Source organism: Citrobacter sp. R4 (genome assembly GCF_026719175.1).
Classification (GTDB): domain Bacteria; phylum Pseudomonadota; class Gammaproteobacteria; order Enterobacterales; family Enterobacteriaceae; genus Citrobacter_A; species Citrobacter_A sedlakii.
Map to the genome: position 1 here is coordinate 584,349 of NZ_JAPPSU010000001.1, position 20,091 is coordinate 604,439.

Annotated in this window: 18 protein-coding genes; 11 read left to right on the forward strand and 7 right to left on the reverse strand. The window is 52.1% G+C overall.

The window, feature by feature from the left end:
* Positions 1 to 74: 74 nt before the first annotated feature.
* On the reverse strand, positions 75 to 305 hold the full coding sequence (locus OOJ60_RS02680) for a DNA polymerase III subunit theta (protein ID WP_042287849.1): 231 nt from the start codon (positions 303 to 305) through the stop codon (positions 75 to 77).
* 137 nt (positions 306 to 442) lie between these two features.
* On the opposite strand from OOJ60_RS02680, the gene yobA reads away from it, so the two are divergent.
* From yobA to OOJ60_RS02695, 3 genes are read left to right on the forward strand one after another with little or no spacing between them, the layout of a single operon-like run.
* Positions 443 to 805: a CopC domain-containing protein YobA gene (gene yobA / locus OOJ60_RS02685; RefSeq protein WP_042287846.1), complete on the forward strand. Its 363-nt coding sequence runs from the start codon at positions 443 to 445 to the stop codon at positions 803 to 805.
* 2 nt (positions 806 to 807) lie between these two features.
* Positions 808 to 1,680 carry a copper homeostasis membrane protein CopD gene (copD, locus tag OOJ60_RS02690; protein WP_205611891.1) on the forward strand — a complete coding sequence of 291 codons (873 nt, stop codon included), beginning with the start codon at positions 808 to 810 and terminating at the stop codon, positions 1,678 to 1,680.
* A gap of 16 nt (positions 1,681 to 1,696) precedes the next feature.
* Positions 1,697 to 2,035 carry a YebY family protein gene (locus OOJ60_RS02695; protein ID WP_060569589.1) on the forward strand — a complete coding sequence of 113 codons (339 nt, stop codon included), beginning with the start codon at positions 1,697 to 1,699 and terminating at the stop codon, positions 2,033 to 2,035.
* A 450-nt stretch (positions 2,036 to 2,485) separates the two neighbouring features.
* Here the strand turns inward: OOJ60_RS02695 and OOJ60_RS02700 are convergent, their stop codons facing one another.
* A complete protein-coding gene (locus OOJ60_RS02700) occupies positions 2,486 to 3,139 on the reverse strand; it encodes a helix-turn-helix transcriptional regulator (RefSeq protein WP_205611892.1) in 654 nt (217 codons plus the stop codon).
* A 1,002-nt stretch (positions 3,140 to 4,141) separates the two neighbouring features.
* Between OOJ60_RS02700 and OOJ60_RS02705 the strand changes: the two genes are divergently transcribed.
* The 4 genes from OOJ60_RS02705 to OOJ60_RS02720 all read left to right on the forward strand — a co-directional run bounded on the left by OOJ60_RS02705 (position 4,142) and on the right by OOJ60_RS02720 (position 9,370).
* Complete coding sequence (locus OOJ60_RS02705) at positions 4,142 to 4,699, forward strand: fimbrial protein (RefSeq protein WP_082636783.1); 558 nt, start codon at positions 4,142 to 4,144, stop codon at positions 4,697 to 4,699.
* A 71-nt stretch (positions 4,700 to 4,770) separates the two neighbouring features.
* Positions 4,771 to 5,472, forward strand: coding sequence for a fimbrial biogenesis chaperone (locus OOJ60_RS02710; RefSeq protein WP_233467609.1), 702 nt, complete (start codon positions 4,771 to 4,773; stop codon positions 5,470 to 5,472).
* A 42-nt stretch (positions 5,473 to 5,514) separates the two neighbouring features.
* Positions 5,515 to 8,064: a fimbria/pilus outer membrane usher protein gene (locus OOJ60_RS02715; RefSeq protein ID WP_205611893.1), complete on the forward strand. Its 2,550-nt coding sequence runs from the start codon at positions 5,515 to 5,517 to the stop codon at positions 8,062 to 8,064.
* 37 nt (positions 8,065 to 8,101) lie between these two features.
* A complete protein-coding gene (locus OOJ60_RS02720; RefSeq protein ID WP_205611894.1) occupies positions 8,102 to 9,370 on the forward strand; it encodes a fimbrial protein in 1,269 nt (422 codons plus the stop codon).
* A 71-nt stretch (positions 9,371 to 9,441) separates the two neighbouring features.
* On the opposite strand, the gene OOJ60_RS02725 is transcribed toward OOJ60_RS02720, so the two are convergent.
* The 5 genes from OOJ60_RS02725 to yebS all read right to left on the reverse strand — a co-directional run bounded on the left by OOJ60_RS02725 (position 9,442) and on the right by yebS (position 15,490).
* Complete coding sequence (locus OOJ60_RS02725) at positions 9,442 to 9,633, reverse strand: YebW family protein (RefSeq protein ID WP_042287832.1); 192 nt, start codon at positions 9,631 to 9,633, stop codon at positions 9,442 to 9,444.
* Between the two features lie 102 nt (positions 9,634 to 9,735).
* Positions 9,736 to 9,972, reverse strand: coding sequence for a YebV family protein (locus OOJ60_RS02730; protein ID WP_167333858.1), 237 nt, complete (start codon positions 9,970 to 9,972; stop codon positions 9,736 to 9,738).
* 105 nt (positions 9,973 to 10,077) lie between these two features.
* Positions 10,078 to 11,526 carry a 16S rRNA (cytosine(1407)-C(5))-methyltransferase RsmF gene (gene rsmF, locus OOJ60_RS02735; RefSeq protein WP_205611895.1) on the reverse strand — a complete coding sequence of 483 codons (1,449 nt, stop codon included), beginning with the start codon at positions 11,524 to 11,526 and terminating at the stop codon, positions 10,078 to 10,080.
* Positions 11,527 to 11,604: 78 nt separating this feature from the next.
* Positions 11,605 to 14,238, reverse strand: a complete 2,634-nt coding sequence (locus tag OOJ60_RS02740; RefSeq protein WP_181821478.1) for a PqiB family protein — start codon at positions 14,236 to 14,238, stop codon at positions 11,605 to 11,607.
* Positions 14,207 to 15,490, reverse strand: coding sequence for a membrane integrity lipid transport subunit YebS (yebS, locus tag OOJ60_RS02745; RefSeq protein WP_042287824.1), 1,284 nt, complete (start codon positions 15,488 to 15,490; stop codon positions 14,207 to 14,209). Before yebS ends, OOJ60_RS02740 begins: the two co-directional genes overlap by 32 nt.
* Positions 15,491 to 15,618: 128 nt before the next feature.
* Here yebS and OOJ60_RS02750 point away from each other — a divergent pair, with 128 nt between their 5' ends.
* The 4 genes from OOJ60_RS02750 (at position 15,619) to htpX (ending at position 20,042) form a co-directional block, all read left to right on the forward strand.
* Complete coding sequence (locus OOJ60_RS02750; protein ID WP_042287822.1) at positions 15,619 to 16,116, forward strand: GAF domain-containing protein; 498 nt, start codon at positions 15,619 to 15,621, stop codon at positions 16,114 to 16,116.
* A 97-nt stretch (positions 16,117 to 16,213) separates the two neighbouring features.
* Positions 16,214 to 16,900, forward strand: coding sequence for an RNA chaperone ProQ (gene proQ / locus OOJ60_RS02755; protein WP_060569596.1), 687 nt, complete (start codon positions 16,214 to 16,216; stop codon positions 16,898 to 16,900).
* Between the two features lie 19 nt (positions 16,901 to 16,919).
* Positions 16,920 to 18,968, forward strand: a complete 2,049-nt coding sequence (gene prc / locus OOJ60_RS02760) for a carboxy terminal-processing peptidase (RefSeq protein ID WP_199956043.1) — start codon at positions 16,920 to 16,922, stop codon at positions 18,966 to 18,968.
* A gap of 192 nt (positions 18,969 to 19,160) precedes the next feature.
* Positions 19,161 to 20,042, forward strand: a complete 882-nt coding sequence (gene htpX / locus OOJ60_RS02765; RefSeq protein WP_042287815.1) for a protease HtpX — start codon at positions 19,161 to 19,163, stop codon at positions 20,040 to 20,042.
* Positions 20,043 to 20,091 lie beyond the last annotated feature (49 nt).

Consider the following 20,091-nt stretch of genomic DNA (forward strand, 5'->3'; position numbering starts at 1 on the left):
TTAAATGATAGATTAAGAATAGACTTATACTGTAGCAGGCAATATGTAAGGATGTGTAACTTTAAAGCAAAACGTTATTTTACTTTTGGCTCATACGGTAAACGTGACAACGTCACAGACGTCAGGCGGTGGGCGATAAGACGCTCGCGGAACCAGTCGCGTAGATGCTCTGGCTGTTCGCGCTCCACAACCTCGGCGACGACGGGCATGTTATAGCGTTCTTTAAACGCCACGCCAGCAGCCGCCAGATCGACATTCACTTTATCCATTTCAGCTTGTTCAAGCTGAGCGAGATTTTTTTGCATGGTCTTCTCCTTAGGTATTGCGCGCAAAAGTTACTAAGAGACCGCCGCGATGGCAAGTCGCAATTGATGCGTCTCGACTCAAACATTATAGAGGGTTATCCTTTGAAGATAAGACATAACAAAAAGGAATAGTTGATATGGTCACTCCTGCACGTACGCTCCTGTTTCTGACCGCCATGCTGACGACGCCCGTAGTCTGGTCGCATGCGCATCTGACGCATCAGTATCCGGCTGCCAATGCCAATGTAACCGCCGCGCCGCAGGCGCTCACCCTTAACTTTTCTGAAGGGATTGAGCAAGGTTTCAGCGGTGTGACAATTACCGGTCCAAAGCAGGAGGCTATCAAAACACGGCCCGCCAGGCGCAACGAACAGGATAAAACGCAACTGATTGTGCCCCTTGATGACGCACTGCCGCCGGGGACGTATACGGTTAACTGGCACGTTGTGTCCGTTGATGGCCATAAAACCAAAGGGCAGTACACGTTTAGCGTGAAATAAGTATGCTCTCGTTCACCTGGGTCACGCTTCGTTTTATTCATTTTACCGCGCTGATGCTGATATTTGGCAGCGCGCTTTACGGTGCGTGGCTGGCGCCGGTGGCGCTTCGTCGTCTGATGAACTGCCGGTTTTTACGTTTGCAACAGTACGCTGCTGGCGCGAGTTTTCTGACTGCGGCGCTGATGCTGGCAGTGCAGGGCGGATTGATGGGCTCCGGGTGGCAGGATGTATTCTCTGTGTCAATCTGGCGCGCGGTTCTGCAAACCCAGTTCGGCGGTGTCTGGCTATGGCAAATTATTCTCGCCCTTGTGACGCTGGTGGCAGCGCTTCTCGTTCCGCGAAATTTACCGCGACTGCTGCTGATTTTAGCGTTTGCCCAGTTTGCATTGCTGGCGGGCGTCGGCCATGCCACGCTGCATACAGGCATTTCTGGCGCGCTACAGCGGAGCAATCACGCGCTGCATTTGCTCTGTGCTGCGGCCTGGTTTGGCGGTCTGATGCCAGTCCTCTACTGTATGCGCCTGGCAAAAGGCCGCTGGCGTCAGCAGGCCATCGCCGCCATGATGCGTTTCTCGCAATATGGTCATCTCGCCGTGGCGGGCGTGTTGATCACCGGGATCGCGAATGTCATATTTATTCAGGGATTCTCCCTCCCCTGGCGAAGCGGCTGGGGCCAGTTGCTTTTGTTAAAATGTGCACTTGTGGTGCTAATGGTGGCAATCGCGTTGCTGAATCGGTATGTTCTCGTACCACGGATGCGGTTGGGACATTGCCGTATCAATCAGTATTTTATCTGGATGACAAAAATTGAATGGGGTATGGGAGCGGCGGTTCTGGCGATTGTCAGTCTGTTCGCGACTCTGGAACCGTTCTGAAGGACAGGCAAAATTCATGAAAAAAATGATTCTTTCTTTGCTGCTGTTGGTCAGCTCCGGCGCGGCGCTGGCGGCACCGCAGGTCATTACCGTTAGCCGTTTTGAAGTGGGTAAAGATAAGTGGGCGTTCAATCGGGAAGAAGTGATGCTGACATGCCGACCGGGAAACGCGCTGTATGTGATCAACCCGAGTACGCTGGTCCAGTATCCGCTTAATGACGTGGCGCAGCAGCAGGTGGCCAGCGGAAAAACCAACGCTCAGCCTATTCACGTTATTCAAATAGACGATCCGGCAAAGCCAGGGGAAAAAATGAGTCTTGCGCCCTTTATCGAACGCGCCGAAAAACTCTGCTAATTACCAAAAATATCTTTCTGATTTCCAATAAAAAACCGCAAGTATCGTCGAAACGCGCTTGCGGTTTTTGCTTTTTAGCACATGACGGATGCCTGTTTTTTCCAACCACTTTCGCCATGGACTGGAAAACCTGGCGTCGTCATCTATTCTTATAAGGCAAGGCGACTTAGCCTGCATTAATGCCAACTTTTAGCGCACGGCTCTCTCCCAAGAGCCATTTCCCTGGACCGAATACAGGAATCGTATTCGGTCTCTTTTTATCTGCCTTTAGGCGATATCGCGTGAAAGGCAGGCCCGTCATCACCAGTAAGCTGGCGTTACGGTCAGTTTTGTTATACCACAGCAAAAAACGGTTTAACATTTCTTTTACGAAAAATCAGTGCTTCTATCACGTCCAGTCGGCGACGCTGGAAGCAGAGTTGTCATGGAGTGGGGCGTCAACGGCCGAACTCACTTGTGTTGCGAAGTGAGCAAGCCTCCATTGTGAAAAAGTCCCTGCAGGTTACGTACACCGACTTTCTGATAGATGCGCGATCGATGCGCATATATGGTTTTAGGGCTTACGTTAAGGGCTTTCGCGATGCTGTCAACACGTTTACCTTTCAGAATCATACGAATGATCTGATGCTCGCGTCGGGTGAAACGCGACAATAGCTGATTGCTGGTGATGTTGATATTTTGTGACGCGCGTTTTTGCAAAATAAAGTCTCGCAAATTTTTTTTGATCTCTGCCACTGGCGCGCCTTTAGCTAAGCAACAGTCAACCTCGGCAATAGGCAATTCCTTATGGATAACAAGCATCATCGAACCGAAAATTTTCATTCCCTGAATTAAGTTAAGCACCTGGGAATTGCCGATCAGCCGCACATCGTAATCTGCGATAAGCAGTCTGTCTTCATTTTGAATCATATCCTGAAAGTTCATGTGAAATACACTCTCACAATGTACGACGTTATAAAGCACTCCTTTTTCGCTCAGGATCTCTGGCAGCATTGAATGGATGATATGCTTTATCGCCATAAAGAAGTAGCGGTCAGTCGTAATAACAGTAATTGTTGACTCATGACATAAGCGTTCAGCGACAGGGCTCAATTTCTTACCCATTTTACTCTCCATAACGGGGCCATATCCTTTTATTACCTTTACTCCATTCGCATGATTAATCACCACGTATAGAGAATCAATGTTTGTTTTTGCGGGAAAAATCCTGGCATAAAAAGATAACGATTTCTGGGTATTTACAGTTTAATGCAATGCGGCGACTAGCTTTTCGACTTTTACGCGAAAAGAAAAATATTTACACTGCCAATTTCTTTTACGTATAATTATATGAATTTAATGGGAATTTTATGTTGGTCTTTTAACAAACTGATTACTATTATGTAGATTAATTATCTTTTATTAACTATCACAGAATCTACTGACTGTGTCTGCATTAAGAAAATTCTTATTTTATGCGCGTTTTTCATGCCTGCATGTGCCATAAACGGGTTTAAATTGTATGTAAAAACATCAATACGGCGGACTTACTTTCTTTTGAAAGCATCATTTGTGAAAAATTATCTAATACATTACTTTTTGATATCATTTTGTTAACATTGTCGGGTGGGATAGGTTTCTTTTTTATTGACAGTAAACGGAAACTTGCCTGGTCAAATTCCGCGTACGTAGAAATGCCCCTTGACCATGTCATCAATAGGGGTATTAGGATTTTTTTCTTAATTTTTTGTGCGGTGTTGCGTTCTTTCTGGCAATTAAAATGTGTGCAGATAAATCATTTTCAAAGATTTATCGTTCAACGCGTTCGAAATTGATTATCAGACTAATTTCTTAATCTGCATTTTTATTTAAATTCAAAATAAAGAATTTTGTCCTATTTTTAAGCTAAGGTCTTAATCGACCTTTACTGAGATAATTTGCTGCTTTAGTATTTATTTGTCGAAGGCCTAATAAAACTTAGGGTACATCTACGTTCAGCCGCTGTGATATGTGGTCTGGGCTTATATCATCCTTCGCAAAGAAAAGAGTATTAATAGAAGTGGTTTAATACTCGTGCTACTGCAATTTATTCCGCGTGAATATTTTAATATACATGGAGTTTGTACAATGAGCATCAAAAAAACGTTTCTGGCTGCCGCTTTAATTGCTGGAGGATTTGGCACGCAGGCACAGGCCGCTGATGGTACGATTTATTTTGAAGGTAAACTGACCGGCACTACCTGTGATATCACCGTTGACGGCCAGGCTTCACCTGCAACAGTCGTTCTGCCGGAAGTCAGCACCTCTCTGCTGCAGACTGAAGGTCAGACAACGGCGGATACCGGTTTTAATATCCAGCTTGCTAACTGCACGGGCGTCACCAGCACATCAACGGCGGCGGCATTCTTCGAAAACGGTTCTACGGTTGACACGACTACCTTTAACTTGCTGAACACTGACGAAAGTGTGCCTGATGGCGCGACCAATGTTCAGTTGCAGTTGGTTGACAAACTGACAGACCTGCCGCTGCAGGTGGGCCACACCAACCAGACCACGACCACTTCACGCATTGATATGAGCAGCGGCGCAGCCAGCCTGCCTTACACCGTGCGTTATTACGCAATGGGCGCGACAACGCCTGGAACAGTGAAAAGCCAGGTTAACTTCAGTATCGATTACGAATAATCATAACGGAAAGAAATTTTCATTATGACTGCAGGCGAGCGTAATGCTCGCCTGAAAAAAGGACTTGAGCGATGAAAATGAAATTACTGCCCCTTATCTTTGCCTTGTTTTCCACGCTTGTGGTCTTTTCCGCAAACAGTGCGGTTATTATTGCTGGCACTCGCGTCGTGTATCCAGAAAAGGATAAAGAAGTTTCCATCAAGATGACCAATAATGGCAAATCACCGGTATTAATCCAGTCGTGGATAGATTCCGGCGATCGTCATTCCCGTCCGGATAATGCCAGGGCTCCCTTTACGTTGACGCCTCCTATTAACCGCGTCGATCCCGGAAAAGGGCAGTCATTGCGGATACGTTATACCGGCGAGACCTTGCCAAAAGATAAAGAGTCTATCTTCTATCTCAATGTACTGGAAATCCCGGCAAAGGTGAAAAACGCCGAGGATAAAAGCATGCTGCAAATGGCTTTTCGTTCTCGTCTGAAGCTTTTTTATCGACCGTCCGGGCTGGCGATGACCGCCAGTGATGCCCAGCAGCAGGTGAAATGGACGCGTCAGGGCACGACGGTAACCGCCAATAATCCCACCCCATATTTTATTAATGTCGCTTACTTTTCTGAGGAGCGTGACGGGAAAGTCAGTATTGGCAACGGCGGGATGCTGGCGCCTGGCGAGGTAAAAACCTTTCAGCTCAGCCGTGCTGCGGGTAATTACTATCCCTTCATCATTAACGACTATGGCGCTATGCGTCTTATTGAAACTGAAAAAAAGTAATGCCGAATACAAAATTATAAAGTGCAGTTACAGGAAGATATCATGGAACGGAACCTTAATTTAACCATCACCGGCACAATGACGCTTTGTCCTCTGGCGATTGCCATTGCTACGGCCTGTTTTTCTGTTGCCTGTGCGGCTGATACTTCTTTCGTTGAATTCAATACCAATTTTATTAGTCCTGATAGCAAAAACCGTATTGATATCGCTCGTTTTCAGAAAGGTATCCCGATCCCCGGGAAATATAACGTTGAAGTGATTATCAACGACGTTGCCATGGGGCAGTATGACCTGCAGGTATCAAATGGATCAGGTCAGAATGTCGACGGTGACATATGTCTGTCGAAAAAAACATTTATCAATCTTGAATTTAATACCGAGAAACTCTCAAGGGAATCGCTCACGCTCCTCAACCGCGCGGAGGATAATGACTGTTTACCGATAAATCAGATCCTGCCCGAAGCATCGTTCGAGTTGGATACCGGTGAACAAACGCTTAGTCTCGCGATTGCCGATATCTACTTAATTAAGCGCCCGCGTGGTTACGTTAACCCGGCATTATGGGATCAGGGGATCACCGCCGGTATTCTGAACTACAATGCGAACTTTTACCGCAACGTAACCTCGCATAACGAAAGCGATGCGATTTATGCCGGGATTAACAGCGGTTTTAACCTGTTAGGCTGGCATTTTCGCCATAACGGCAGTCTGAGCTGGCAGGAAGACTTTGGCCGTCATTACCAGGCCCTGGATACCTACGTGCAGCGTCATATTCCAGAGATAAGCAGTAAATTAACGCTGGGCGATGCCCACACCACGGGCGAACAGTTTGATACCCTGGCGTTTCGCGGTATTCAACTCGCGAACGCGGAGCAGATGCTGCCTAATTCCCAGCGTGGCTATGCGCCGTTAATTACCGGTATTGCCAGAACCAACGCCAGGGTAAAAGTGATGCAGCAGAACCGTTTGTTGTACGAGACGACGGTTGCGCCTGGCGCGTTCGAAATTAACGATCTCTTTTCCACGGGTTACGGTGGTGAACTTGAAGTCATTGTGGAAGAAGCCGACGGTTCAGTACAGCGTCAGCTCGTGCCGTTTGCCTCCACCAGTAATCTCTTGCGCCCTGGCATCACGCACTACAGCGCTACCCTCGGTACGTTGCGTAAAGGCTGGGTCGAGGATGAACCTTTTCTCGCCGAGTTCACCTGGCGTCGGGGGCTGTCCAATCGATTCACCGCGTATACCGGTATTCAGGGTAACGAGGACTACAAAGCCGGGCAAGTGGGGTTGGCCATGGGGACCCATGTTGGCGCCTTTTCATTCGATGTGACCCATGCCAGGAGCACATTACCGAAAGAGTATGACCGCTTTGGCAAAACGATGTCCGGGGAAAGCTATCAGCTGAAATACAGCCATTCTATTGTTCAAACCGGCAGCAATATCAGCGTGGCGGCCTACCGGTTTTCTACCGAAGGCTACATGGACTTTATGACGGCGATGCAACTGCGAGAGGCGCTGAATCATTATGATAGCCGGCACGAGGTATATCGTCCCAAGAGCCGTCTGGGGATCACGGCTAACCAGCGACTGCCTGATGGTTGGGGGAATTTTTATGCCAGTATTTACCAACAGAATTACTGGAAACAGCATGGGCAGGATCGCCAGTATCAGCTTGGCTATAACAATCACATCGGCCGGGTTAACTATAGCCTGAGCGCCAGCCGTAACCGCAATGGCGAGGGTGACTATGAGACCCGTTATATGCTTAGCCTGAGTATTCCTTTCTCAAGCGAGAGTCCGTTTAGCCAGATGTCCGTCAACCTCAACCGCGACAACGATGGGCGCATGCGCGAACAGATTGGGGTAAGCGGGACGGCGCTGGACAACAATGCCTTCAGCTACAGCGTCAGCGCCGCCAACGCCAATAAAGGCGGAACCCGCAGCGCGGCCTTTAACAGTTCGTTGCGCACCCCGTACACCACGCTACAGACCGCAGCAGGGGCAGGCAAAAACTACCACAACTATTCACTGGGCGTGAACGGTACGGCTGTCCTGCACAGCGGCGGTCTAACCCTGTCGCCATACACCGCCGATACCGTGGCGCTGGTCGAAGCGAAGGGGGCGAAAGGGGCGGCTGTCAGCAGCTATCCGGGGGTCAGCATCGATCGTTTTGGCTATGCCGTCGTGCCTTATCTGAACGCCTGGCAAATGAACGAAGTCAGCCTCGATCCGAAAGGCTTACCCGACGACATTGAGTTAAACCTGACCAGCCAGAAAGTGGCACCCTACAGCGGTGCGGTCGTTAAGCTTCAGTATGGCACCACAGTGGGAACACCGGTGCTGATTGTCCTGGACGAAAACAGCAAAGTACCGTTCGGCGCGGACGTCTATGACAGCAGTCAAAATTCTGTCGGCGTTGTGGGTCAGGGAAGACGTATTTTTGCTCGCCTGGCAGAGCAGAGTGGTCAACTGAACGTGCGCTGGGGAGAGTCGGCGCATCAACAGTGCCTGCTCAACTACCAATTACCGTCTCGCGATAAAACGGACAGCCGCGGCATGCTGACCATCAATGGTCGCTGTGTGTCGCAGTGACCCCGCGAACCGGCCATGTGATTTAAGGAAAAACGTCATGCAAATCAAACCCGCCTTTTGGCGCTATGTTGGCGCCACTGGTTTTCTGTGCTGCGCCATGCTGTATAGCCATCCGGCAAACGCCCTGGTGACCTGTTCAGGGACAAGAATAAATAATGTCGACAGTGAAATCATTCCTCAGGATTACGTCGAACTCAACGTTCCTATTCTTTCCGATCGCGTCACGGTAAGTGCCCTTCGCGATCTCCCTTTTGGCTCTGAGTTATTTTCGCAGCGGATAATAAACACGGGCGCTGTGGGCTTAGGATACAGTGATTGCACATCAAGTACGGGTAGCAATGAAACTTTTTACGTAAACGGTAGACTGGAATTTGAAAATGGCGGACCGGCGACCGTCGGTCAGTATCAGGGGTTTGACATTTATGAAACGGGAACACCTGGTGTCGGTTTTTCACTGGTCTGGCGCGACAATACCGTCAACCGTTCTCTTCCTGTCGAAAATATCTCGTCGCCGAACTCGTTAGACATGCCCTTCGCCAACTCTGTCGCGCCAGGTGCCGGTTATATCATGTTTGTGCTGGTCAAAACGGGGGATATTCCTGCAGGGACATGGACACTGCCTGTCACTATTCCCCCTATTATTACTTACGCTTTTCCCGGCCAAAATATGGCGGCGGACTTTCAGGTAAAGGGTCAACGTATTCGTATTAGCGGTAACCTTAATGTCGTCGCTGGCAGTTGTCAGACACCGGATGTGCATGTGCAGTTAGGGGAATACGAGATAACTGATGCGATGAACCGATCTAACTGGTATTCGCCGTGGAAAGATTTCAACATTCAATTGATCAATTGCCCGGTGATGGCCGGACGCTATGAGAATGCTTTTAATTATTTGAGTCCCAGCAGCAGTTGGGCCGGTGAAGGCAGCAGCAATACCTTTGTTGAGGACCCCTGGTATCCCAGCGTCATCGCCTATCGCCTCGATCCGATTAACGAAGTGGGGGTAACCTACATTGGTACACCCTGTGTTAAAACCGATCCTGAGCCGAATGGTTCAGAGGGGCTCTGTATTGAGATCGAGGATCCGATACTGCCAAATCATACAAGCGCGTTAGCATCCAGCAGTTTCGATTGGCGAGGTAAGGCTTTTTTGAATCAGTATTACCTGGGCAGTAACGCGACAAGTTATACAATTCCGCTGCGTGCGCGCTATTCCCGCCTTCGCGAAGCTACCGGCGGCACTGTGCTTCCAGTAAAAGCCGGCACGGCAAATGCAGCCGTGGAATTTACCATCTTCTACGAGTAAACAATCGTTCATTAATACGCAGCCCCTGGCGGCTGCGTAGCTTTCTTCCCGCCAGGCGAGTGCTGTCATGGCTAAAAGTCGCTGTACTGCTGCGCGGGCATCCAGAATCCATCAATAAAATCTTCGACCGGAAAGCAGCCGCCGTGGCGAATCCGCTGATCGTCCATCGAATACAGGCATTGTTGCTCAGTATCGTATACATCCACCACGATATCGTCACAACCGCCATCCAGATAACACACAAACAGAACCAGTGCGAACATTCCATCCTCTATTTGTACAGCCGTATCAATAGTGTAGGAGGAATTTACGGAAGCGGGAAAGGGGAAGTAAATAACCCGCCAGGCCGACGGGTTCTTTTTGAATCAGGCAAGGCGCATGATCCAGGCATCAGACTGTTGATCGTAATGGTTGCGGAACAGCACCGAATGTTCCCCGTTGAGGATGGCAGGAATGCTGGTTTCGTCGTCCCAGGCATCCAGTTGCATACATAAATCCGGGTCGGATTTACACGGAATGGTTAACGTTCGGTCTCCTGGCGACTCGCCGTGTAATTCGGCATCGTCGATTTCAAAGGCGCCAATGCGCACACTGGTTTTCATCATCGTGCTCTCCGTTGGTTCACTGTTTGTGGTACGACCAGTTTAGCCGTCCATTTTTCAGCGTAGTCAACGCAGGCAAAAGCGCCAGTCAAAAAATGCGCAAAATTAGTTCTTTTGCGCGTTACCGGTAAACAATTTGCCGTCGCGAACCAGCTCGCGCGGATAGCTGTTTTTCAAACGCGAACCGATGCGTTTCGCCAGACCAATCGGCTGATGCTGAAAAGTGACCAGAACGTCATCCGTATCAGGCGTGTGCTGTGGGTAGACATCACGCCCGCGATACCACGCTTCGGCTTCCTCTGGGGTAAGTTCAAAGGCCGTACGATGGGTGACATCGGCAAGCGCAATCACCGCTTCGTGCTGCCAGCGGAAACCTTTGTTATGGGTCTCAGCGAGCTTAATGCCCAGACGTGAGAAACGGACTTTTCCGATCACGGGTTCGATCTCCGCCGGGAAAAGCCATAGCTCTTTATCGCGTTGCCACAGACGCATGCCGTTGTCCCATTTCAGACCGAGGGCGTTCGCGGCCTGGACAATCTTTGTCGCGTCGCGGTCTTTTACGGGTGCAAAAGGAAAATTGCCTACCTTGTATGTTGGGGCCGGCAATGGCGGGATCGACGCCGTTTTGCGCAGACGCGCCACAAAGAAGCCTTCGCAATCATAAATCTGCGGGAAAACATGCAGAAAACCCTCTACCGTGAGCGCTTGTTTTGCTTGTGGAAAGAGGTCGGCGAGCGGCAGAAATTCGACGGCATCGCCATACTGTCCTTTCAGCCAGTGTACGACGGCTTCATTTTCTTCACGGTTCAGCGTACAGGTTGAATAGACCAGCGTGCCGCCAGGGCGCAGCGCATGGAACGCGCTGTCGATCAGTTCTCGTTGTGTTGCGGCGATCGCATGATTGCTCTCAACGGACCAGTTTTTCAGCGCATCGGGATCTTTACGCACGACGCCTTCGCCTGAGCAGGGCGCATCAAGCAGAATGGCGTCGAACATTTCCGGCAGCGCCGCGCCGAAGACGCGGCCATCAAAGTGGGTGAGCGCCACGTTACCGATCCCGCAGCGGCTGATGTTAGCGTGAAGCACTTTTACCCGGCTGGCGGCGTATTCGTTCGCCAGAATCGCTCCCCGGTTCCCCATCCGCGCAGCGATTTGCGTCGTCTTTGAACCTGGCGCGGCGGCAACGTCCATAACGCGTTCCGGCATATTCCCGTCGGCAAACAGTGCGGCGACCGGCAGCATCGAACTGGCTTCCTGAATGTAAAACAGCCCGCTCAGATGCTCTGCGGTACTGCCCAGCGGCAGTGAGTCTTCGTCATCCCGCGCGATCCAGAATCCTTCCTCGCACCACGGCACCGGCGTAAGCGACCAGCCGTAAGGCGCGGTCAGGGTAAGGAAGTCGGCGACCGTGATTTTCAAGGTGTTGACGCGAATGCTGCGACGCAGCGGACGCTGGCAGGCGGCGAGAAAATCGTCGAAAGAGAGGGAGGCGGGCATCGCCTCGCGCATTTGCGTGAGAAAAGCTTCAGGAAAATAAACAGCGTGTTGAGTCACGGAGCGGCACCAGCGGCAGTAAAACAGGCGCGCAGTGTAGCATAAAGGCTCCGGCGCGAGCACGCCGGAGCAATGGTATTAGCGCGGCAGAGCCGTTCCCCATTCGCGCCACTCTTTCGGTTCGCTTTCCTGCAACAGGAAGTGTTTGCCTGCCTGCGCTTTCGGCGCCAGCGGTATGCCTGGCGGGGTAGCAAAGGCAATGCCGCCGCGAATGAACTGATTAAAGGTGCCGGTTTTCACGACGCCGCCCGTCAGGCCGAAGTCCAGACTGTAGCCGGAGGCCAGCCAGAAGACCGAATTATTGCGCACCAGATGTTGATAACGTTGGCTGATGCGCAGGGCAATCATCACGCGGTCCGACAGCGAACCCAGCGTCATGCCGGTCACCGTTCCGACCTCTATCCCGCGGAACAGGACCGGCGTACCGATAGCCAGCGAACCGGCCTCCGGCGCTTCCACCACAATACTTAAACCGTCGAGATAGCGAGAATCGGTGATGGTGGCTTCCTGAAGTTCAAAGTTGCGACGAGGATTCCCGCGCCCCGGCTCCACGTTGATATAAGGTTGCAGGATGGTGTCCAGATGCTCCACGCCTGCCGCCGAGATTTGCGGGGTGATCACCGAGAAACGGGTGCCCGCGCGGGCAAAGGTCTGCACGTATTCCGGGTATAACACCGCTTTCGCCTGAACTTCGTTGCGGGCGGTGATCAGTTCCAGGGTCTGGATTTGCCCGATATCAATCCCGAGGTAGCGGATCGGCATGCCGGCAGCCAGCTTCCCGGCATCAAAAGCGTGAAGGGTAATCTGGCCGCCAACGGCGCGGGCGGCGGTTTCCGAGGCGTACAGAATGCGTTTGTCGCCTTTACGCTGGCTGGCGCTCGCGCCGCTCAGGTTATCGAAGCTGATCGCGCCTTTCAGCGCCCGCGACAGGGGAGAGGCCTGAACGGTCAACCCGCTGCCGTTGAGCTGCACTTTCGCGCCGCCTTCCGCCCAGAACACGCTGTTGCTGGTCAGCAGGTTACGGTATTCCGGTTTGATATGCAGGTCGATATCAAACGCGTTGGCGCGCGGACGCACCGTGATCACTTCACCCACCTCAAATTTTCGATACAGCACGACCGAACCCGCCTGCACGTCAGGCAGCGTTTCCGCGCTGAGCGTCAGGGTGGTCGTAGGCAGATCGCTGAGGCTATTTTCCACCGCTTTTTCCAGATTGGCATACAGCGGATAGCTGGATTTCATTTCGCCTTTATTACCGGGCAGAATGCGAATACCGCCGTTGATCCATTCGCTGGCGCTGGCGCCGAGAAACTCCACGCCGTCAAGTCCGACTTTGACGTCGACCCGACTATTGACGACAAATTTGCTGTCGCCTTTCACCAGATCGCGATGTTGCGGATCGATGGCGACGGTAAAAGTCACGCCTTTGGGGGTCAGTTTGCGGTCGATAACCTGGCCGACCTGAACGCCATGCAGGATCAGCGGCTGCCCCGCGTCAATGCCGTAGCTTTCCGGCGCGGTGAGAGTCAGGGTCAGAACGTCAGGCTCGTGCAAAAGCGCTTCTTCGCCGGGAACGACCACAAACTCGCTACGCGGTTCGCCGTCGCCGGGTACCAGCTCAAAGGTTTTGCCCGTCAGCAGCGAGCTTATATTGGCGTCGCTAAGCGAGAGTTTAGGACTGCGCAGTTCAATGCGGGTATTCTCACGCAATAACGTGACCACGCTGGGATCGACGGTCATTTCGCCGGTGACTTTACCACCCGGTTGTAATACCAGTTTGGTGAGTTCGCCAACCTCAAGCCCCTGATACATCAGCGGGGTGGAGTCCGCCTTCAGCCCTTCGCCGCTCGGCAGTTGCAGCTTCACAATAACGCCACGCTGGCTGTGGGCCAGATCTTCATACAGCCCGAAGGAATCTTCTTGCTCCGCCGGTTTTGACGACTCCGGCGAGTCAAAGGCGATAGCGCCGTTAACCAGTGCGGCCAGGCTTTCGAGCTTCACTTTCGCCCCGCTCAGGCTGACGTCTGCGTCGATGCCCGACACGTTCCAGAAGCGACTGCCTTTTTTCACCAGGTTGGTGAATCGGCGTTCGATCAGCACGTCGATAGTGACGCCCTGTTTATTAGGATTGATGCTGTAGTCATACACTTTGCCGACCGGGATCTTACGGAAATAGACCAGTGAGCCGCTGTTCAGCGAACCGAGATCCGGAGCATGCAGATGAATCATTAAATCGCCATTATCAAGACGATATTTCGGCTGGGTGTCGAGAGCGACAAAGTGATCCTTTTCGGCGCCCTTGCCGGGCATCATGCCGATATAGTTGCCGCCGACCAGCGCGTCAAGCCCGGAGACGCCCGCAAGCGAGGCTTTGGGCGTGACCAGCCAGAACTGGGTTTCTTCGCGCAGGGCATCCTTCATGTCTGATTTAATGCTGACCCGCACTTCAATTTTGCGCAGGTCTTTACTCAGGCTGATATCCTGGACAGTACCGACTTCGACGCCCTGATAACGGACGGGCGTTCGCCCCGGCACAATACCGTCCGCCGACTGAAAGTCGATGGTAACGGTGTTTCCACGATCCTCGTAGCTGTTCCATATCAGCCAGCCCGCAATCATTAAAGCAATGAGCGGCAATAGCCAGAAAGGCGAGATACGGCGTTTTGTTTTAATTTGCGCTTCAGTCTGCGAAGCGGGCGTTTCCTGACTCATGTGCATCCCAAAGTAAGCGGCTGTCCAGCCATTCAACAGCAAGAATAGTCAAAATTACCGCTGCGCCGAAATAAAACGCAGCCGGTCCCATAGTAAAAGCAAGAATCTGGTCGCGGTTAATGAGCGACATGGTTAACGAAATGACAAACAGATCCAGCATCGACCAACGGCCGATCCAGGTCACCATCCGCAGCAATTGGATGCGCGTCCGCAGCCCCTGCTCACATTTGAAATGAATGCTGAGCAGCAGGGTAAACATGACGATCACTTTGGTAAAGGGCACCAGAATACTGGCGATAAAGACCACGGCGGCAACGGCGATATTGCTGCTGGCGAGCGACATAATACCGGACATGATGGTGTCTTCCTGACGCCCGCCGTTGACGTAGATCACCGAGATAGGCAACAGGTTCGCGGGCAGCAGAAAGACAATTGACGCCAGCAGCGCCGCCCAACATTTTTGTATGCTCTGGTTTCGACGTTCGCGCAGCGGAATGTGACAGCGCGGGCAGCGTCCCCGGCGATCCGGGTAGCCGGTAAAATGGCAGCCGAGGCAGACGCGGAGCTTTTCGTCCGGTCGATTTGCTGGCCGCTGCGGATAAAAACGCTCCCACAGCTGCTCGACGTTGAGGTGCGAGAGCGTCAGGATGCTCAGGATGACTAACGCCACGAAAGCGAAAAGGCCGACGCCCGGCTGTAAGAAGGCGTAATCCTGAACCTTAATTGACGCGACGCCAATGCCGACCAGGTAAATGTCCAGCATCACCCACTCTTTCAGTCTTTCCAGCATCAGCAGGACTGGGCGCAGGTTCATGCCGAGGATATTGCCAAACCACAGATAGGCTATTGCGGTGACAAGGATCAGCGGCGCGCCGGCGACGCAAAAGAACACCATCGCGGCGGTGACAGGATCGCCCTGTTTGGTCATCTGCCAGATCCCCTGCATAACGTTGGCGTCAATGCGGATGCCGAGCAGATAGATGTGCAGCAGCGGCTCGCCCCAGGCAAAGGGCATCAGCAGCATCATGGTAACCGCCATCGCCGCGAGACGGGTTAACGACCAGTCGCGACCGTCGCGTATTTTCGCCTGGCAGCGGGGGCAATAGGCGCTCTGGTGAGAACGCATTTTCGGCAGACTAAACAGCAGGTCGCACTGAGGGCAGCGCTGATAGTGTGCACGGGGAAGAGCTTCGCTGATGGACCAGATCGCTATTTTTTTGGTTGGCGTAATGTGTTGAGTCTTGAGAGCCATGTATCGCGATTCAAAGTGTTAGATTAATGTAATATTAACTCATGACGGGAATGATCTTGAGCAATAACGCATTTAATGCTTATTTTAATAGTCCGGCAGTAAGCGTAAGACAACCAAGTGATTAAATAATGAACAAGACCGAGCTGTATGCGGATCTGAACCGCGATTTTCAGGCATTGATGGCAGGGGAGACCAGTTTTTTGGCAACGCTGGCGAATACCAGCGCGCTGCTGTACGAACGTCTGGCTGACGTGAACTGGGCGGGTTTTTACCTGCTGGAAAACGACACGTTGGTGCTGGGCCCGTTTCAGGGCAAAATCGCCTGCGTGCGGATCCCGGTGGGGCGCGGCGTATGCGGTACCGCCATCGCGCAAAATCAGGTTCAGCGTATTGAAGACGTTCACGCGTTTGATGGACACATAGCCTGCGATGCCGCGAGCAATGCGGAAATCGTGCTGCCGGTTACGGTAAACGCGCAGCAAATCGGCGTGCTGGATATCGACAGTACGGTGTTCGGACGTTTCACTGAAGAGGACGAAGCCGGACTTCGTGAGCTGGTAGAACAGCTCCAGACCGTGCTTGCAACGTCGGATTACAAAAAATTCTTTGCGAGCGTCGCAGGATAATCAACGGATAACGTAGCAATTACTGATGGCGTCATTATAATGACGCCTGTTCATGCCTGCGGCTTGTTGGCTACGTCCGTTGTAATCAGGAAATTTCATGGAAAATCAACCTAAGTTGAATAGCAGTAAAGAAGTTATCGCGTTTTTGGCCGAGCGTTTTCCGCAGTGCTTTAGTGCGGAAGGCGAAGCGCGCCCGCTGAAAATTGGTATTTTTCAGGATCTGGTGGAGCGTATTGAGGGTGAAATGAACCTCAGCAAAACGCAACTTCGTTCCGCTTTACGTCTTTATACTTCCAGCTGGCGTTACCTGTACGGCGTGAAGCCGGGCGCGACGCGTGTTGATCTCGACGGCAACCCGTGCGGTGAGCTGGATGAGCAGCATGTTGAACACGCGCGTAAGCAGCTTGAAGAAGCGAAAGCACGCGTTCAGGCGCAGCGTGCGGAACAGCAAGCGAAAAAACGCGAAGCTGCCGCTGCCGCAGGGGAAACCTCCGACGCGCCACGCCGCGAGCGCAAGCCGCGTCCAGCTCCGCGCCGTAAAGACGCGACCGAACGTAAACCGCGTGGAGAAAAACCGGCTGCAAAAGCGCCGCGCGCCCCTCGTGAAGAGAAGCTGACTCCGGTTTCGGATATTTCCGTCCTGAGCGTAGGCCAGTCTCTGAAGGTGAAAGCGGGTAACGATGCGATGGATGCCACGGTATTAGAAATCACCAAAGATGGTGTCCGTGTACAGCTGAATTCGGGTATGTCTTTGATTGTACGCGCAGAACACCTGGTGTTCTGAAACGGAGGCCAGGCCTGGCATGAACAGAATTTTTAGGCTTACCGCGTTAGCTGGCCTGCTTGCATTAGCAGGCCAGACCTTCGCTGTAGACGACATTACGCGTGCCGATCAAATTCCCGTCCTTAAGGAAGAAACGCAACATGCGACCGTCAGTGAGCGCGTTACGTCGCGCTTCACGCGTTCGCATTATCGTCAGTTCGATCTTGACGAGGCTTTTTCCGCCAAAATTTTCGACCGTTATTTAAATCTTCTCGACTATAGCCATAACGTATTGCTGGCTGGCGACGTAGAACAGTACGCGAAGAAGAAAGGCCAAATAGGTGACGAGCTACGTTCGGGAAAGCTTGACGTTTTCTACGATCTCTACAATCTGGCGCAAAAGCGCCGCTTCGAACGGTATCAGTACGCGTTAACGGTGCTGGAACGTCCGATGGATTTTACCGGCAACGATAATTTCAACCTGGACCGCAGCAAAGCGCCCTGGCCGAAAAATGAGGCTGAGCTGAATGTGCTGTGGGACAGCAAAGTGAAATTTGATGAGCTTAGCCTCAAGCTGACCGGCAAAACCGACAAAGAAATTCGCGAAACGCTGACGCGCCGCTATAAATCAGCGATTCGCCGTTTGACTCAGACCAACAGTGAAGACGTTTTTTCCCTGGCGATGACGGCATTCGCCCGCGAAATCGACCCCCATACCAACTACCTCTCGCCGCGCAACACCGAGCAGTTTAATACTGAAATGAGCCTGTCTCTGGAAGGCATTGGCGCGGTGTTGCAGATGGATGACGACTATACGGTTATTAACTCCATGGTCGCGGGCGGTCCGGCGGCGAAAAGTAAAGCGATTAGCGTTGGCGATCGCATTGTCGGCGTAGGACAGACCGGCAAGAGCATGGTGGATGTGATTGGCTGGCGTCTTGATGACGTGGTTGCGCTTATCAAAGGTCCAAAGGGCAGTAAGGTTCGCCTGGAAATTTTGCCTGCCGGTAAGGGGACAAAAACCCGCATTGTGACGCTGACCCGTGAACGTATTCGTCTTGAAGATCGCGCGGTTAAAATGACCGTTAAAACCGTCGGCAAAGAGAAGGTCGGCGTGTTGGACATTCCGGGCTTCTACGTCGGTCTGACTGACGATGTGAAAGTCCAGTTGCAGAAGCTGGAAAAACAGAATGTCAGCAGCGTCATTATCGATCTGCGTACCAACGGCGGCGGGGCATTGACCGAGGCGGTTTCGCTCTCTGGTCTGTTTATCCCTTCAGGTCCGGTGGTCCAGGTGCGCGACAATAACGGTAAAGTCCGTGAAGACAGCGATACCGATGGCGTTGTGTACTATAAAGGGCCGCTGGTGGTAATGGTCGATCGCTTTAGCGCATCGGCGTCGGAAATATTCGCCGCGGCGATGCAGGACTACGGTCGTGCGTTAATCGTTGGCGAACCGACCTTCGGCAAAGGTACCGTTCAGCAATATCGTTCCCTGAACCGTATTTACGATCAAATGCTGCGTCCGGAATGGCCCGCGCTGGGCTCGGTGCAGTATACGATCCAGAAATTCTACCGCGTGAACGGCGGCAGTACCCAGCGCAAAGGGGTAACGCCGGATATCATCATGCCGACAGGTAATGAAGAGACGGAAACCGGTGAGAAATTCGAAGATAACGCACTGCCGTGGGATAGCATTGATGCGGCAACTTATGTGAAGTCAGACGATCTCAAACCGTTCGGACCCGCGTTGCTGAAAGCGCACAATGCCCGTATCGCCAGCGATCCTGAGTTCCAGTACATCATGAAGGACATTGCCCGTTTCAATGCTATGAAGGATAAACGCAATATCGTTTCTCTCAATTATGCTCAGCGTGAAAAAGAGAATAATGAAGATGATGCGTTGCGTCTGGCGCGGATCAACGATCGGTTTACGCGTGAAGGCAAACCGGTGTTGAAGAAACTGGACGATCTGCCGAAAGATTACCAGGAACCGGATCCGTATCTTGATGAAACCGTGAAAATCGCGCTGGATCTGGCGCGCCTCGAAAAAGAGAAGCCCGCAGAACAGCCCGCTCCCGCCAAATAACCCCACACAGGCACAAGAAATTGTGCCTGTTTTTTTAACACTCGCAGCAGGACGTCAGCCAACGGCAACAAAATGTAAAGTTGTGTCTTTCTGGTGACTTACCGCCCGCTGATGCTTGAAAATAACCATACGACCCATACGATGTGGGTAATCGCATAGTGCGTTTTGTTAAGTTGAGGTTAAAAGAAAATTATGATGCGAATCGCGCTCTTCCTGTTAACGAACCTGGCCGTCATGGTTGTGTTCGGTCTGGTGTTAAGTCTGACAGGAATTCAGTCGAGCAGCGTACAGGGCCTGATGATCATGGCGCTGCTGTTCGGTTTTGGTGGTTCCTTCATCTCTCTGCTGATGTCCAAATGGATGGCGTTGCGTTCCGTGGGCGGAGAAGTGATTGAGCAACCGCGCAATGAAAGAGAACGCTGGCTGTTAAACACCGTCGAAACGCAGGCGCGTCAGGCGGGTATCGCCATGCCGCAGGTGGCTATTTACCATGCGCCGGATATTAACGCCTTTGCGACCGGTGCGCGCCGTGACGCGTCGCTGGTGGCGGTCAGTACTGGTCTGCTGCAAAACATGAGTCCGGACGAAGCCGAAGCGGTTATTGCGCACGAAATTAGCCATATCGCCAATGGTGACATGGTGACAATGACCCTGATTCAGGGGGTCGTGAACACCTTTGTTATCTTTATTTCGCGTATTCTGGCGCAGATCGCCGCAGGTTTTCTTGGCGGCAACCGCGACGAGGGTGAGGGCAGCAACGGCAACCCGATGATCTACTTCGTGGTGGCGATGGTTCTGGAGCTGGTCTTCGGCATTCTGGCAAGCATTATCACCATGTGGTTCTCCCGTCACCGTGAATTCCATGCCGACGCGGGCTCTGCGAAGCTGGTCGGGCGTGAAAAAATGATTGCCGCATTACAGCGTCTGAAAACCAGCTATGAACCGCAGGAAGCATCCAGCATGATGGCGTTTTGCATTAACGGTAAGGGCAAGTCCCTGAGCGAACTGTTTATGACGCACCCGCCGCTGGATAAACGTATCGAAGCGCTGCGCAGTGGCGCATACCTGAAGTAAGACATGATGTCCGGTGGCGCTGACGCTTCCCGGACATCATGGTTGAATC

Excerpts from the sequence above, each read along its gene's own strand:
- OOJ60_RS02680 (WP_042287849.1), bottom strand. The coding sequence starts at position 305 with ATGCAAAAAAATCTCGCTCAGCTTGAACAAGCTGAAATGGATAAAGTG.
- yobA (WP_042287846.1), top strand. The coding sequence starts at position 443 with ATGGTCACTCCTGCACGTACGCTCCTGTTTCTGACCGCCATGCTGACG.
- copD (WP_205611891.1), top strand. The coding sequence starts at position 808 with ATGCTCTCGTTCACCTGGGTCACGCTTCGTTTTATTCATTTTACCGCG.
- OOJ60_RS02695 (WP_060569589.1), top strand. The coding sequence starts at position 1,697 with ATGAAAAAAATGATTCTTTCTTTGCTGCTGTTGGTCAGCTCCGGCGCG.
- OOJ60_RS02700 (WP_205611892.1), bottom strand. The coding sequence starts at position 3,139 with ATGGGTAAGAAATTGAGCCCTGTCGCTGAACGCTTATGTCATGAGTCA.
- OOJ60_RS02705 (WP_082636783.1), top strand. The coding sequence starts at position 4,142 with ATGAGCATCAAAAAAACGTTTCTGGCTGCCGCTTTAATTGCTGGAGGA.
- OOJ60_RS02710 (WP_233467609.1), top strand. The coding sequence starts at position 4,771 with ATGAAAATGAAATTACTGCCCCTTATCTTTGCCTTGTTTTCCACGCTT.
- OOJ60_RS02715 (WP_205611893.1), top strand. The coding sequence starts at position 5,515 with ATGGAACGGAACCTTAATTTAACCATCACCGGCACAATGACGCTTTGT.
- OOJ60_RS02720 (WP_205611894.1), top strand. The coding sequence starts at position 8,102 with ATGCAAATCAAACCCGCCTTTTGGCGCTATGTTGGCGCCACTGGTTTT.
- OOJ60_RS02725 (WP_042287832.1), bottom strand. The coding sequence starts at position 9,633 with ATGTTCGCACTGGTTCTGTTTGTGTGTTATCTGGATGGCGGTTGTGAC.
- OOJ60_RS02730 (WP_167333858.1), bottom strand. The coding sequence starts at position 9,972 with ATGAAAACCAGTGTGCGCATTGGCGCCTTTGAAATCGACGATGCCGAA.
- OOJ60_RS02740 (WP_181821478.1), bottom strand. The coding sequence starts at position 14,238 with ATGAGTCAGGAAACGCCCGCTTCGCAGACTGAAGCGCAAATTAAAACA.
- yebS (WP_042287824.1), bottom strand. The coding sequence starts at position 15,490 with ATGGCTCTCAAGACTCAACACATTACGCCAACCAAAAAAATAGCGATC.
- OOJ60_RS02750 (WP_042287822.1), top strand. The coding sequence starts at position 15,619 with ATGAACAAGACCGAGCTGTATGCGGATCTGAACCGCGATTTTCAGGCA.
- proQ (WP_060569596.1), top strand. The coding sequence starts at position 16,214 with ATGGAAAATCAACCTAAGTTGAATAGCAGTAAAGAAGTTATCGCGTTT.
- prc (WP_199956043.1), top strand. The coding sequence starts at position 16,920 with ATGAACAGAATTTTTAGGCTTACCGCGTTAGCTGGCCTGCTTGCATTA.
- htpX (WP_042287815.1), top strand. The coding sequence starts at position 19,161 with ATGATGCGAATCGCGCTCTTCCTGTTAACGAACCTGGCCGTCATGGTT.